Raw genomic sequence first — 14,305 nt, forward strand, 5'->3', positions numbered from 1 at the left:
TTCATTCCTCGTCAGCATTGCTTTTCAGTCGGGACATGCGGGATTCGCTCCACTGCTTGAGCAGAAGGATGACCAGCGCCATCAGCAGCAACAGGCTGGCGACGCTGAAGGCGGCGACGTGGTTGTATTCGTTGTAGAGGATCTCGACGTGCAGCGGCAGGGTGTTGGTGACGCCGCGGATGTGTCCGGAAACCACCGACACCGCGCCGAACTCGCCCATCGCCCGGGCGGTGCAGAGCACCACGCCGTAGATCAGGCCCCACTTGATGTTCGGCAGGGTCACGTGCCAGAACATCTGCCAGCCGTTGGCGCCGAGCAGGCGGGCGGCCTCCTCTTCCTGGGTGCCCTGTTCCTGCATCAGCGGGATCAGTTCGCGGGCGACGAAGGGCACGGTGACGAAGAGGGTCGCCAGGACGATGCCGGGCACCGCGAAGACGATCTGGATGTCGTGGTCGCTCAGCCATTCGCCGAAGTAGCCCTGGGCGCCGAACAACAGCACGTAGATCAGGCCGGCGATCACCGGCGAGACCGAGAACGGCAGGTCGATCAGGGTCACCAGGATGCTCTTGCCGCGAAACTCGAACTTGCTCACGCACCAGGCGGCGGCGACGCCGAACAGCAGGTTGAGCGGCACCGAGATGGCCACCGCGATCAGGGTCAGCTTCAGCGCGGCCAGCGCGTCGGGTTCGAGGATCGCCTCGAAGAAGGTGCCGAAACCCTGCTTCAGCGCCTCGCTCAGGACCACGTAGAGCGGCAGCAGGAGGAACAGGGCGAAGACCAGCCAGGCCAGGACGATCAGGGCCAGGCGGCCGCCGGCGTTGCCGCGGCGGGAGGCGCTGGCGGTGGCAGCGGAAATGCTTGCACTGGACATGGCGCCCTCCTTACGGGGTTTCGATGCGGCGCTGCAGCAGGTTGATCAGCAGCAGCAGGATGAAGGACACCACCAGCATCAGCACGCCGATGGCGGTGGCGCCGGTGTAGTCGTACTGGTCCAGCTTGACCATGATCAGCAGCGGCAGGATCTCGGTCTTCATCGGCATGTTGCCGGCGATGAAGATCACCGAGCCGTATTCGCCGACGCCCCGGGCGAAGGCCAGGGCGAAACCGGTCAGCCAGGCCGGCAGCAGCGCCGGCACGAGGATATGGCGGAACACCTGCAGCGGCCTGGCGCCGAGGCAGGCGGCGGCTTCCTCGACTTCCTTGGGAATGTCGGCGAGCACCGGCTGCACCGTGCGGACCACGAACGGCAGGGTCACGAAAGTCAGCGCCAGGGTGATCCCCAGAGGGGTATAGGCGATCTTGAAGCCGAGGTCGCTGGCGAACTGGCCGACCAGGCCGGCCGGCGCATAGAGCGCGGTGAGGGCGATGCCGGCGACGGCGGTGGGCAGGGCGAAGGGCAGGTCGATCATGGCGTCGATGATCTTCCGTCCGGGGAATTCGTAGCGCACCAGGACCCAGGCCAGCAGCGTACCGATCAAGCCGTTGAGCACGGCGGCGGCGAGCGCGGTGCCGAAGCTCAGCTTGAGCGCGGCGAGCACCCGCGGCGCGCTGATGATGGCCCAGAATTGCTCCCAGCTGAGCTGGGTGGTCTTGAGGAACATGGCCCCCAGCGGGATCAGGACCAGCAGGCTGAGGTACACCAGGGTGTATCCCAGGGTCAGCCCGAAGCCGGGTATGACCGGGGAAATGCGTCGTGACATGTTCTGTCCTTACTCTGCGTTGGAACGCTTGGTGGCTCTCTCGGTGCCGGTTCCTTCCGGCAGTGGGCCCGGTACGGGACCGGGCCTGCTAGCCCCCTCGCCCGTCCGGGAGAGGGTCTGGGAGAGGGGCCGTGGTTCGGGCGACGGGTCTGCCGTCGCGATCATTGCGCCTGGTAGATCTGGTCGAAGATGCCCCCGTCGTTGAAGAACTTCGGCTGGGCCGTCTTCCAGCCGCCGAAATCGGAGTCGACGGTGACCAGGTTCAGTTTCGGGAACTGCGTGGCGAACTCGGCGGCGACCTTCTGGTTGCGCGGCCGGTAGAAGTTCTGCGCGGCGATGCGCTGGCCTTCCTCGCTGTACAGGTATTGCAGGTAGGCCTCGGCGACCTTGCGGGTGCCTTTCTTCTCGACCACCTTGTCGACCACCGCGACCGGCGGTTCGGCGAGGATGGAGATGGAGGGTACGACGATCTCGAAGTTTTCCCCGCCCTGTTCCTTCTTCGCCAGGAACGCCTCGTTCTCCCAGGCCAGCAGCACGTCGCCGATCTGGTTGTTGACGAAGGTGATGGTCGAGCCGCGGGCGCCGGTGTCGAGCACCGGTACGTGCTTGTACAGCGCCTGCACGTAGTCCTTGGCCTTCTCGTCGCTGCCGTACTGCTTCTTCGCCCAGGCCCAGGCGGCGAGGAAGTTCCAGCGCGCGCCGCCGGAGGTCTTCGGGTTCGGTGTGATGACTTCCACGCCTTCCTTGGTCAGGTCGCCCCAGTCCTTGATGCCCTTGGGGTTGCCCTTGCGCACCAGGAACACGATGGTCGAGGTGTAGGGGGTGCTGTTGTCCGGCAGGCGTGCCTGCCAGTCGGCCGGCAGCAGCTTGCCGAGCTTGTGCAGTTCGTCGATGTCGCCGGCCAGGGCCAGGGTCACCACGTCGGCCTTGAGCCCGTCGATCACCGCGCGGGCCTGCTTGCCGGAGCCGCCGTGGGACTGCTGGACGGTCAGGTCCTCGCCGCCCTGGGCCTTCCAGTGCTTGATGAAGGCCGCGTTGTAGGCCTGGTACAGCTCGCGGGTCGGGTCGTAGGAAACGTTCAGCAGTTGCGTGGCCGCGGCAACCGGGCCGGAGACCAGGGCGCTGGCGAGTGCGGCCAGGGCGAAACGACGAAGGGACATGTGCAGCTCCTAGGTGTGTGCTGTTTCGATTGTTCTAATGGGGTGTTGGCGGAACGACGGGAACACGGGGCGTCAGGCGCGCATTCGCGGCCGACAGCTGCAGTACCGGTGCGGATGGGGTATCGAACGGATGTTCATGGCGAGACGCCTCCGGTGGTCCAGTCGGGTCGTGTGCTTCAGGCCTGCTTGACGGCCGGTTGCTGCAGACGGAATTTTTCCTTGCGCTCGATCTGCACCACCTGGCCGTTGTGCACGGTGATCTCGACGGCGCCGAAGCGCAGGCCGCGCAGGGCACTCTGGATTTCACGCAGGATGGTGGCTTCGTCCTGGCCATCCAGGCTTCTGAGGGTTGCGCTCATGGGTCTCTGCTCCTGTGGCTCGAGGTGCCGCGTTGCTCGACGAAGTGGAGGCGGCGTGAGGTGCATAGTAAGCAGTGGGCAATATTCTTAAAAATATTGTTTAAGAATCTTTATAGGTAAAGTGGTTATAAGACGGCGAAGCGGCCCGGCTTCGCCGCCAGGCTCAGTCTTCCGGCAACGCCACGGGCGGCAGGTCGAAGCGCAGCGCTTCCGCCGGTTGCGGCCGTCCGTACCAGTAGCCTTGGCCGAAGTCGCAGCCATGTTCGCGCAGGAACAGCGCCTGGTCCTGGTGCTCGATACCCTCGGCAACCACCCGCAGGCCCATGCTTTGCGCCAGGGCAACGATCGCCCGGGCGATCGCGGCGTCGTCCACCGCGCCGGGCAGGCCGGCGACGAAGCCCTGGTCGATCTTCAGCTTGTGCACCGGCAGCCGCTTGAGGCGCATCAGCGAGGAATAGCCGGTGCCGAAGTCGTCGATGGCCAGGTTCACGCCGAGGATACGCAGGCGGCAGAGCAGGTTGAGGGACTGCTCGAAGTCCTCCATCACCGCGCTTTCGGTGACTTCCAGCTCCAGGTAGCGGGGCTCCAGCCCGGACTCTTCCAGGGCATTGGCGATCCTTTCTTCCAGGCCGCCGCGGTTGAACAGCCGGCTGGAGACGTTGACCGCGACGAACTCCAGCTCGACACCGCGCTGTTGCCACTCGCGCATCTGCCGGCAGGCACGCTTGAGCACCCAGTTGTCCAGCGCGGCGATCAGCCCGCATTCCTCCGCCACCGGGACGAACTCGCCTGGCGGCACCAGGCCGCGCTCGGGATGCTGCCAGCGCACCAGCGACTCGACGCCGACGATCCGCCCGCTGGCCAGGTCGTGCACCGGCTGGTAGTGGACGCGCAGTTCGTCGTGCTCCAGCGCATGGCGCAGGGCCGATTCCACCTGGACATGGGCGCGGGCCCGGGCGGTCAGCACGCGGGTGTAGAAGGCGTAGGCGTTACGCCCGCTGTCCTTGGCCTGGAACAGCGCGGCGTCGGCGTGTTGCATCAGGTGGTCGACGTCGCTGGCGTCTTCCGGGTAGAGGCTGACACCGAGGCTTGCGCTGATATAGATCGGCTGGCAGTGGATGTCGAACGGCGCGTTGAAACCGTCGAGGATGCGCTGCGAGAGTCGCGCGACGGCTTCCGGGTCGTCGTTCTCGACGAGGATGGCGAATTCGTCGCCGCCCAGTCGCGACAGCAGGCAGCGCTCGTCGAGCTGGTGTTGCAGGCGCTTGCTGACTTCCTTGAGGAGCATGTCGCCGGTGGTGTGGCCGAGGCTGTCGTTGATGTGCTTGAAGTGGTCGAGGTCGATCAGCAGCAGGGCCCCGGCCACCGTCCGGTCCTTGCCGTTCTCCAGCGCCTGCTCGATGCGCTCGCGCAGCAGCACGCGGTTGGGCAGGCCGGTCAGCGAGTCGTGGTGGGCGAGGAAGTCCAGCTCGTTCTCCGAGCGCTTGATGCTGCTCAGGTCGGAGAACACCCCGACGTAGTGGGTCAGTTGGCCCTGGTCGTTGCGCACCGCGCGGATGTGCAGCCACTGCGGGTAGATCTCGCCGCTCTTGCGACGGTTCCAGATCTCTCCGCTCCAGACGTCCTGCTCGCGCAGGGCCAGCCACAGGCGCTGGTAGAACGCCTGGTCCTGGCGGCCGGAGCGGAGGATCGCCGGGGTCTTGCCGAGCACGTCCTCGGAACGGTAGCCGGTGATGCGCTCGAAGGAAGGGTTGACGTGCACGATCACCGCCTGGGCATCGGTGACCAGAACGCCCTCGCGGGTGCTGTCGAATACCGCCGCGGCCTGGCGCAGGTGGTCTTCCTTGAGCCGCTGCAGGGTGATGTCGCGGGCCACGCCGGTGTAGTGCAGCGGCTTGCCCAGGGCATCGCGGAGGACCCGGCCGCGCGAGTGGATCCAGCGGTAGTCGCCGTCCTTGTGGCGCAGGCGGTAGATGTGGTCGAGATTGTCGGTCAGGCCCTGCAGGTGGTTGCGGTGGGCCTCCAGCACGGTGGCGTACTCTTCCGGGTGCAGGCGCTTCTTCCAGGTCTCGATGGGGTCGCCGAGTTCCTCCGGGGCGAGGCCGATCAGCGCGGCGTAGCCCGGCGAGACGAACATCCGGTCGGTCACCAGGTCCCAATCCCAGAGTCCGTCGCGCACCGCTTCCAGGGCACGGTTCAGGCGCTGCTCGCTGCCGTGCAGTTCGTCGTAGGCCTGGGCCTTGCGGCGAAACTGGCGTACCAGGTAGAGGTACAGGAGCAGGCCGGTGGCGGCGAAGAAGAACAGCCGCTTGGCGGTCATCCAGAACACCAGCTGGTCGTGGTCCTGGACCTGGTTTTGTAACAAATGATCGCTCAGGAACGCCCAGGCGATGGCGATTGCGAGATAAGCCAGGCTCAGGCGAAGGGCACTCAGGCGGGGGCTCATGGGATTTTCAGTGGGCAATTATTGGCCGGGCAGTATAAATGATGGCCATCCGGCCCTGTTCATATCTAAAAGAACGGATGGTAATCCCCAGCCGCTTGGTGATAATGCCCCCAGGTTTTGTCAGACAAGGCCCTCATCACTCCCAAATCCCCCCGAGGTTCAGTACCGCCTATGTGGTTCAACGGTTTTCTCGACCTGTCGCCCTGGCAACTGGTGGCAGTTACCCTGGTGCTGACGCATATCACCATCGTCAGCGTGACCGTCTACCTGCATCGCTATTCCGCCCACCGTGCACTCGACCTGCACCCTGCGTTGCAGCACTTCTTCCGTTTCTGGTTGTGGTTGACCACAGGGATGAACACGCGCGAATGGACCGCGATCCACCGTAAGCACCATGCCAAGTGCGAGACCGTCGAGGATCCGCACAGCCCGGTGCACAAGGGCCTGTTCACCGTCCTGCGCGCAGGCGCTGAGCTGTACAAGGCCGAGGCGAAGAACCAGGACACCCTGCGCATCTACGGCAAGAACTGCCCGGACGACTGGATCGAGCGCAATCTCTACTCGCGCTTCCCGATCGGCGGCGTGGTGCTGATGGCGCTCATCGACCTGGCCCTGTTCGGCGCCCTTGGCCTGACCGTCTGGGCCGTGCAGATGGTATGGATTCCGTTCTGGGCCGCCGGCGTGGTCAACGGCCTCGGCCACGCGGTCGGCTATCGCAACTTCGAATGCCGCGACGCCGCCACCAACCTGGTGCCCTGGGGCATCCTCATCGGTGGCGAAGAGCTGCACAACAACCACCACACCTACCCGAACTCGGCCAAGCTGTCGGTGAAGAAGTGGGAATTCGACCTGGGCTGGGCCTGGATCAAGCTGTTCAGTTTCCTGCGCCTGGCCAGGGTCGCCCGGGTCGCGCCGATCGCCCATCGGGTCGAGGGCAAGCACAGCCTGGACATGGACACCGCCATGGCGATCCTCAACAACCGCTTCCAGATCATGGCGCAGTACCGCAAGCTGGTGATCGCGCCGCTGGTCAAGCAGGAAGTGGCCAAGGCCGACGAGTCGGTGCGCCACCTGTTCCGCCGCGCCAAGCGCCTGCTGTCGCGCGAGACCAGCCTGCTGCAGGACCGCCACCACGTGCGCATCGACTCGATGCTCGCCCACAGCCAGGCGCTGAAGGTGATCTACGAGAAGCGCCTGGCGTTGCAGCAGATCTGGGCCAAGACCAGCGCCAACGGCCACGACATGCTGGCGGCGATCAAGGACTGGGTGCATGAGGCGGAAGCCAGCGGTATCCAGTCGTTGAAGGAGTTCGCCGCGCAACTGAAGACCTACTCGCTGCGTCCCGCCTGACGCCTGGCGCGCCCTCGCGGGTGCGTCAGCCGCCTCTGCAACGCGCCGGCTCCTGCCGGCGCGTTGCGTTTCGGCGTCGCCAATGCGACGCCCCGCCGATACTTCTCTTCCTCCGCAAGTCGACTTGCCCGATCCGGGATTCAGCCCGGGCGGCGCCCGGCCTATCTTCGGCGTGCCCAGGCGCCACGCCGGGCGTCACGCAGAACAACAAGAAAAGGAGCGCGGGCGATGTTGCTGGATTACCTGATCATGCTGGTCTACGCCCTGGCCATGCTGGGCCTGGGCTGGTACGGAATGCGCAAGGCGAAGAGCCAGAGCGATTTCCTCGTCGCCGGACGCCGCCTCGGCCCCGGCCTCTACCTGGGAACCATGGCCGCGGTGGTGCTCGGCGGCGCGTCGACCATCGGTACGGTCAAGCTCGGCTACCAGTTCGGCCTGTCCGGCTTGTGGCTGGTGTTCATGCTCGGCCTGGGGATCATCGTCCTCAGTCTGGTGTTCTCGCGGCAGATCGCGCGCCTGCGGGTGTTCACCGTGACCCAGGTGCTGGAGCAGCGCTACCAGGCCTCCTCGCGCCTGATCGGCGGGGTGGTCATGGTCGCCTACGACCTGATGGTGGCGGTCACCGCGACCATCGCCATCGGCTCGGTCACCGAAGTGGTATTCGGCATCCCGCGGATCCCGGCGATCCTCTGCGGTGGCGGGATCGTCATCGTCTATTCGGTGATCGGCGGCATGTGGTCGCTTACGCTGACCGACATCATCCAGTTCGTGATCAAGACCGTCGGTATCTTCCTGGTCCTGCTGCCGTTGTCGATCGACGGCGCCGGTGGCCTGGCGCGCATGCAGGAGGTGCTGCCGGCGGGCTTCTTCGACCTCGGCCACATCGGCCTGGATACCATCCTCACCTACTTCCTCCTGTACTTCTTCGGCGCGCTGATCGGCCAGGACATCTGGCAGCGGGTGTTCACCGCGCGCAGCGAGACGGTGGTGCGCTACGCCGGGCTTGGTGCCGGCGTCTACTGCATGCTCTACGGCGCCGCCTGCGCGCTGATCGGCGCGGCGGCGCGGGTCCTCCTGCCGGACCTGGCGGTGCCGGAGAACGCCTACGCCGAGATCACCCGCGAGGTACTGGCGCCGGGCCTGCGCGGCCTGGTGGTGGCGGCCGCACTGTCGGCGATCATGTCCACCGCCAGCGGGTGCCTGCTGGCGGCGGCCACCGTGCTGCAGGAAGACATCTATGCGCGCTTCCTGCGCCCCGGTACCACCAGCGACATCCGCCTGAGCCGTTGCATCACCCTGCTGATGGGGGTGGCGATGCTGGTCCTGGCGTGCCTGGTCAACGACGTCATCGCGGCCCTGAGCATCGCCTACAACCTGCTGGTCGGCGGCCTGCTGGTGCCGATCGTCGGCGCGCTGCTGTGGCGTCGGGCCAGTCCGCAGGGAGCGATCGCCAGCATCGTCGCCGGTTGCCTGGCGGTGATCGCCTGCATGGCCCGCGACGGCCTGCTCGCCAACTCGCCGATCGTCTACGGCCTGCTGGCCAGCCTGGCGACCTTCGTCGCGGTCAGCCTGGCTACCCGTCCTGCCGCCAGCCTGCGAGCCCAGCCGGAATGAACCCACCGCGCCGGGCGGCGCCCGGCGCTTTCTTCCCGCCACACGGAGACGCCCCATGTCGAACGACCATCCGCAGCCCCTCGACGCCGCCGAGATTCCCCGCTTCGCCGGTATCCCGACCTTCATGCGCCTGCCGGCGTTCACCGACCCGGCGGCGCTGCAGGTCGGCCTGATCGGCGTGCCCTGGGATGGCGGCACCACCAACCGCGCCGGTGCCCGCCATGGCCCGCGCGAGGTGCGCAACCTGTCCAGCCTGATGCGCAAGGTGCATCACGTCAGCCGCATCGCGCCCTACGACCTGGTGCGGGTCGGTGACCTCGGTGACGCGCCGGTGAATCCCATCGACCTGCTCGATTCGCTGCGCCGCATCGAAGGCTTCTATCGCCAGGTCCATGCCGCCGGCACCCTGCCGCTGTCGGTCGGTGGCGACCACCTGGTGACCCTGCCGATCTTTCGCGCCCTGGGTCGCGAGCGGCCGCTGGGCATGGTGCATTTCGATGCGCATTCCGATACCAACGACCGCTACTTCGGCGACAACCCCTACACCCACGGCACGCCATTCCGCCGAGCCATCGAGGAAGGTCTGCTCGATCCGCTGCGCACGGTGCAGATCGGCATCCGCGGCTCGGTGTATTCGCCGGACGACGACGCTTTCGCCCGCGAGTGCGGCATCCGCGTGATCCACATGGAGGAGTTCGTCGAACTGGGCGTCGAGGCGACCCTGGCCGAAGCGCGGCGGGTGGTGGGCGACGGGCCGACCTATGTGAGTTTCGACGTCGACGTGCTCGACCCGGCCTTCGCGCCCGGCACCGGTACCCCGGAGATCGGCGGCATGACCAGCCTCCAGGCCCAGCAGTTGGTCCGCGGCCTGCGCGGGCTGGACCTGGTCGGCGCCGACGTGGTGGAAGTCTCGCCGCCGTTCGATGTCGGCGGCGCCACGGCGCTGGTGGGGGCGACCATAATGTTCGAGCTGCTCTGCCTGCTTGCCGAGTCGGCCGCGCGAAGCGCCTGACGGCGTTCCGCCGGCCCGGCTTTGGCGCTATAACGAAGGCGGACCGAACGCCATGGGGGCGGGAATGCTGGGCAACCTCAACGACATCGACCTGCGCATGCTGCGCACCTTCTGCGCCATCGTCGAGGCCGGCGGCTTCACTGCCGCCCAGGCGCGCCTGAACACCAGCCTGTCGCGCCTGAGCGTGCTGGTGCGCGACTTGGAGGTGCGCCTGGGCTATTCCCTGTGCCGGCGCGGCAACGGCGGTTTCCAGTTGACCGAGGAGGGACAGGAACTCTACGACGCCGCGCTCGGCCTGTTCAGCGACATCGCCCGTTTCCGCGAGCAGGTCCGTGGCCTCGGCGGGCGCGATCGCGAGGCGTTGCACCTGGGCTGCGTCGATGGCGTCATCGGCCAGCATTGCCTGCCGTTGCCGCTGGCCATCCGGCTGTTTCGCCAGCGCGCCCCGGAGGTGCTGCTCAAGCTGCACACGCGGCGTCCCGACGAACTCGAACACGCGGTGCTGGAAGAGCGCCTGCAACTGGCGGTGGGGGCCTTTCACCACCGGTTGTCCGGGCTCTACTACCAACCCCTGTTCCGCGAGGAGCAGAACCTCTATTGCGGCAGCGCGCACCCCTTCTTCGCCCGGGCGGACGACGAGCCGACGCTGGGCGAGATCTGCGCCGCCGACTATGTCGGCCGCGGCTACATGGCGGAAAACCACCGCCCGCACGACCTGCGCTTCAACCAGGGAACCGACGCCTACACCATGGAGGCCATCGCTACCCTGGTCTTCAGCGGCACCTACATCGGCTACCTGCCGACGCACTATGCCGCCACCTGGGTCGCCGAAGGGCGCATGCGGGCGATCCGGCCACGGCAACTGGCCTACGACTCGGAATTCCATTGCATTACCCGCCAGGGACACGAAGAACGACCGACCCTGACCCTGTTCCTGCGCTCGCTGTTCGAGGCGCAGAAACAATTGGGCGTGCAGGCTCCGGCGAATACGAACGGCATCGCTCGGCAATTGTGATCGAGCGCACTGGCTGGAGCCTTTCCCTGCCGTTCGGCGGGCATTTCTGTATCGCCGCGACCCCTGCGCTAAGTTGGCGGTCGAACCCGTTCCGCGAGCAGAGCGACGATCCATGGACGACCTAACCGGCATTCCCGAAGACCCGCAGGAGGCCGCGCTGGCCTTGCTGCACAGCCGTGCCGAAGTGGCCCGGCTGAAGGAGCGCGAGCAACTCTTCAGCGCCTTGCTGGCCAGCGTCAACTCGGTGCTCTGGGCCTACGACTGGCAGAACCGGCGGATGGTCTACGTCAGCCCCGCCTACGAGAAAATCTTCGGCCGTTCCGCGGCGCTGCTGCTGGCGGACTACGAGGAGTGGCGCAACAGCATCTACCCGGACGACCTCGACTACGCCGACAGCAGCCTGCTGCAGGTGCTCGAACGTGGCGCCGTGGAACAACGCGAATACCGCATCGTGCGCGGCGACGGCGAGGTCCGCTGGCTCAACGACAAGTGCTTCGTCAGTCGCCAGGGCGAGGCGGGACTGCCGCTGATGGTGGTGGGCATCGCCGAGGACATCACCGACAAGAAGCACATGGAGAGCGAGCTGCAACGGCTGGCCACCACCGACGTGCTGACCCAGAGCAGCAACCGTCGCTATTTCTTCGACAGTGCCGAGGCGGCCTTCAAGGAGTGTCGCCGCGAGGGGATACCGTTGGCGTTCCTGCTGCTGGACGTCGATGACTTCAAGAAGATCAACGACCGCTTCGGCCACCAGGTCGGCGACCAGGTCCTCCAGCGTATCGCCCAGAGCGGCAGTGCCGCGTTGCGCCGTGGCGACCTGTTCGGGCGGATCGGCGGCGAGGAGTTCGCCGTGCTGCTGCCCGGCTGCGACGAGCAGACCGCGCGACAGATCGGCGAACGCCTGCAGCGCGAGGTGCAACGCCTGCGCTTCCAGGAGGGCGAACAAAGCTTCGGGATCACCGTCAGCCAGGGCCTGACGGTCCTCCAGGCTGATGACGAGGGGCTCGGTGCCCTCTACAGCCGGGCCGACGCCGCGATGTACTCGGCCAAGCGCCAGGGCAAGGACTGCATCGTCGTGGGCTGACCGCTGGGCAAACGTTTCCGTTTTGTCGACGGCGCCACGGAATACCTCTTTGGGGAGGCGACCGGCAGGCTGCGGCTGCGGTACAATATTCCTTAAAGCTATTAAATACGAATAATTAATTCTTTTTAGGTTTATTGCGGATATTTTACTGTTTATTACCCACGCGCTATAAAGCGCAGGAAATAACGATTTTCTGAAACGTGGCGGTAACTCGCCAGAAAGGAAGCTGTAATAGGCGGTTTTTTGCCGATACCCTTCGGCCCGTCAGCCGGGAGAAGGGCAGGAAGCCCGAGAGGATGCGAAGGCGGAGCCCGATGGAAAGATTGGCTTACAAATTGCCTTCACTGGCGGTGGGTCGAGACACCCGCCGCACAATAACAAGACACGAGTACGCCCATGCACACGCTTCCGTTCGCTGCCTCCCTGCCTGCTTGCCTGCCCCGTCGTTCCATCGTCGCGGGTTGCGCCGTTTCCTGATCCATCGAATGCCGAGTTTCGCGCGCGCCATCTTCCGGGATGGTACGGCGCTCAGTGTTTCAACGACCGGTCGGGCCCACGCGTTCCACTTCCCCCGACCGGAAGACAATTAGCAATACCAATGGGGAAAAGACCAATGAAGAGTCGCAAGATCAACAAGTCACGACTGGCCCTGGCCATCACTGCCGGTACCCTCGGTGCCCTGGCGCAACAGGCGGTCGCCGCCGGTTTCATCGAGGACAGCAAGGCATCGCTGACCCTGCGCAACTTCTACATCAATACCGACAACCGCAATGGCACCGCCTCGCCGAGCAAGCAGGAAGAGTGGGGCCAGGGCTTCATCCTGAATTACCAGTCGGGCTTCACCCAGGGCACCGTCGGCTTCGGCGTCGACGCGCTGGGCCTGCTCGGCGTGCGCCTGGACGGCGGCGGCCGTGCCGGCAAGAGCGGCCTGGACCGCCAGCCGGGCACCGTGTTCCCGCTGGAAAGCAACGGTGAGCCGGTGCACGATTTCGCCAGCCTGGGCCTGACCGCCAAGGCCAAGGTATCCAACACCGAGTTCCGCTACGGCACCCTGCAGCCGAAGCTGCCGGTGGTCACCTACAACGACGGCCGCCTGCTGCCGGTCACCTTCGAGGGCGGCCAGGTCACCTCGACCGATCTCAAGGACTTCACCCTGGTTGCCGGCCAACTGGAGCACTCCAAGGGCCGTAACTCCACCGACAACCGCAGCCTGAGCATCGCCGGCGCCAACGGCAGCAGCGCCAGTTCGCGCGACAGCAACAAGTTCTACTACGCGGGTGGCGACTACAAGGTCAACAAGGACCTGACCCTGCAGTACTACTACGGCAACCTGGACGACTTCTACAAGCAGCACTTCCTCGGCCTGATCCACAACTGGCAGATTGGCCCGGGCGTCCTGAAGACCGACCTGCGTGCCTTCGACAGCAGCTCCGACGGCAAGAACGGCAGCCGTTCCGGCCGTGCCGACGGCTACGTCAGCAGCGGCTACTACGGCAGCGGCGTGACCAAGGGCGAAGTCGACAACCGCGCCTTCAGCGGTCTCTTCACCTATACCGTCAGCGGCCACAGCATCGGCGCCGGCTACCAGATCCTCAACGGCGACAGCGACTTCCCGTTCCTGAACCGTGGCGATGGCGAAGGTTCCACCGCGTACCTGATCACCGACGTGCAGATCGGCAAGTTCCAGCGTGCCGGCGAGCGCACCTGGCAGGTCCGCTACGGCTACGACTTCGCCACCGTCGGCGTGCCGGGCCTGACCTTCGTAAGCGTCTGGCCAACACACCTCCCCGGTTCTTCCAGCTAGCGGCATGGTGTCCACCTGTTTTTGGTGGACACCATTTCAAGCCCCTTGCGGAGGATCTCCCGTGCCAGGCCAACGCCGCTCCTATCCCAAATCTTTCAAGGCCCAGGTCGTCGAGGAGTGTACCCAGCCCGGCGCCTCGGTTGCCGGCGTGGCCTTGAGCCACGGCCTCAACGCCAATCTCGTGCACAAGTGGATTCGCCGCCAGCAGGCACAGCTGCCCGCGGTACCCTCAGGTTTTATTCCAATTCCTCTCGTCCCGAGCGTGCCGGCTACCCCGAGTGCGGCCGACAGGGCCATCCAGATCGCAATTCCCCATCGGGCCGGCAAACTGTCGGTGCAGTGGCCGGGCAAGGACCCTGAAGGCTGCGCCCGCTTTCTGCGCGAGCTACTGAAGTGATCCGCATCGAGCGCATCTGGCTCGCCACCGAGCCGCTGGACATGCGCGCCGGCACCGAAACCGCGTTGGCCCGGGTGGTTCAAGTTTTCGGTGCGGCGCAGCCGCACTGCGCCTACCTGTTCACCAACAAGCGCGCCAATCGGATGAAGGTGCTGGTGCACGATGGCTTCGGCATCTGGCTGGCTGCTCGCAGGCTCAATCGAGGGCGCTTCGCCTGGTCGGGCAATTGGCAGGGACAGCAGTTGGAACTCAGTCCCGAGCAGTTGCAGGCCCTGGTGGTCGGCCTACCTTGGCAGCGTCTTGGGCCCAATGCCGAGATCAGACTCCTGTAGCCGGGGCGCAATTAGGCCAATGGCCTATCGCC

The 14,305-nt window shown here is 65.8% G+C and carries 12 protein-coding genes and 1 pseudogene; 8 read left to right on the plus strand and 5 right to left on the minus strand.

Annotated elements, in window-relative coordinates:
• Window position 1: 1 nt before the first annotated feature.
• The 5 genes from cysW to VQ067_RS01645 form a co-directional block, all read right to left on the minus strand.
• Window positions 2-871, minus strand: a complete 870-nt coding sequence (cysW, locus tag VQ067_RS01625; protein ID WP_003084239.1) for a sulfate ABC transporter permease subunit CysW — start codon at window positions 869-871, stop codon at window positions 2-4.
• Window positions 872-881: 10 nt separating this feature from the next.
• Window positions 882-1,700: a sulfate ABC transporter permease subunit CysT gene (gene cysT, locus VQ067_RS01630; protein WP_003084241.1), complete on the minus strand. Its 819-nt coding sequence runs from the start codon at window positions 1,698-1,700 to the stop codon at window positions 882-884.
• Window positions 1,701-1,861: 161 nt separating this feature from the next.
• Entirely contained in the window at window positions 1,862-2,860 is a 999-nt protein-coding gene (locus tag VQ067_RS01635) for a sulfate ABC transporter substrate-binding protein (protein ID WP_003084243.1), read from the minus strand.
• A gap of 176 nt (window positions 2,861-3,036) precedes the next feature.
• Complete coding sequence (gene oscA / locus VQ067_RS01640; RefSeq protein WP_003084246.1) at window positions 3,037-3,219, minus strand: sulfur starvation response protein OscA; 183 nt, start codon at window positions 3,217-3,219, stop codon at window positions 3,037-3,039.
• Window positions 3,220-3,382: 163 nt separating this feature from the next.
• Entirely contained in the window at window positions 3,383-5,665 is a 2,283-nt protein-coding gene (locus VQ067_RS01645) for a putative bifunctional diguanylate cyclase/phosphodiesterase (RefSeq protein ID WP_003084250.1), read from the minus strand.
• A gap of 171 nt (window positions 5,666-5,836) precedes the next feature.
• Here VQ067_RS01645 and desA point away from each other — a divergent pair, with 171 nt between their 5' ends.
• The 8 genes and pseudogenes from desA to tnpB all read left to right on the plus strand — a co-directional run bounded on the left by desA (window position 5,837) and on the right by tnpB (window position 14,273).
• Window positions 5,837-7,015, plus strand: a complete 1,179-nt coding sequence (desA, locus tag VQ067_RS01650) for a delta-9 fatty acid desaturase DesA (RefSeq protein ID WP_003104496.1) — start codon at window positions 5,837-5,839, stop codon at window positions 7,013-7,015.
• 228 nt (window positions 7,016-7,243) lie between these two features.
• The gene (locus tag VQ067_RS01655; RefSeq protein WP_003104497.1) at window positions 7,244-8,629 is read left to right on the plus strand and encodes a sodium:solute symporter; all 1,386 of its coding nucleotides are present in this window, start codon (window positions 7,244-7,246) and stop codon (window positions 8,627-8,629) included.
• Between the two features lie 55 nt (window positions 8,630-8,684).
• Window positions 8,685-9,641, plus strand: coding sequence for an agmatinase (gene speB, locus VQ067_RS01660; protein ID WP_022580766.1), 957 nt, complete (start codon window positions 8,685-8,687; stop codon window positions 9,639-9,641).
• A 52-nt stretch (window positions 9,642-9,693) separates the two neighbouring features.
• Window positions 9,694-10,656, plus strand: a complete 963-nt coding sequence (locus tag VQ067_RS01665) for a LysR family transcriptional regulator (RefSeq protein WP_009315018.1) — start codon at window positions 9,694-9,696, stop codon at window positions 10,654-10,656.
• Window positions 10,657-10,768: 112 nt separating this feature from the next.
• Window positions 10,769-11,740, plus strand: a complete 972-nt coding sequence (locus tag VQ067_RS01670; protein WP_003084261.1) for a GGDEF domain-containing protein — start codon at window positions 10,769-10,771, stop codon at window positions 11,738-11,740.
• Window positions 11,741-12,353: 613 nt separating this feature from the next.
• Window positions 12,354-13,514, plus strand: a pseudogene (locus tag VQ067_RS01675) (OprD family porin); the annotation flags it as partial.
• Window positions 13,515-13,605: 91 nt separating this feature from the next.
• A complete protein-coding gene (gene tnpA / locus VQ067_RS01680) occupies window positions 13,606-13,941 on the plus strand; it encodes an IS66-like element accessory protein TnpA (protein ID WP_023105889.1) in 336 nt (111 codons plus the stop codon).
• A complete protein-coding gene (gene tnpB, locus VQ067_RS01685) occupies window positions 13,938-14,273 on the plus strand; it encodes an IS66 family insertion sequence element accessory protein TnpB (protein ID WP_023105888.1) in 336 nt (111 codons plus the stop codon). Before tnpA ends, tnpB begins: the two co-directional genes overlap by 4 nt.
• Window positions 14,274-14,305: the final 32 nt, after the last annotated feature.

It is taken from the genome of Pseudomonas sp. KBN12P06040 (assembly GCF_037574965.1).
In the GTDB taxonomy this organism is placed as follows: domain Bacteria; phylum Pseudomonadota; class Gammaproteobacteria; order Pseudomonadales; family Pseudomonadaceae; genus Pseudomonas; species Pseudomonas aeruginosa.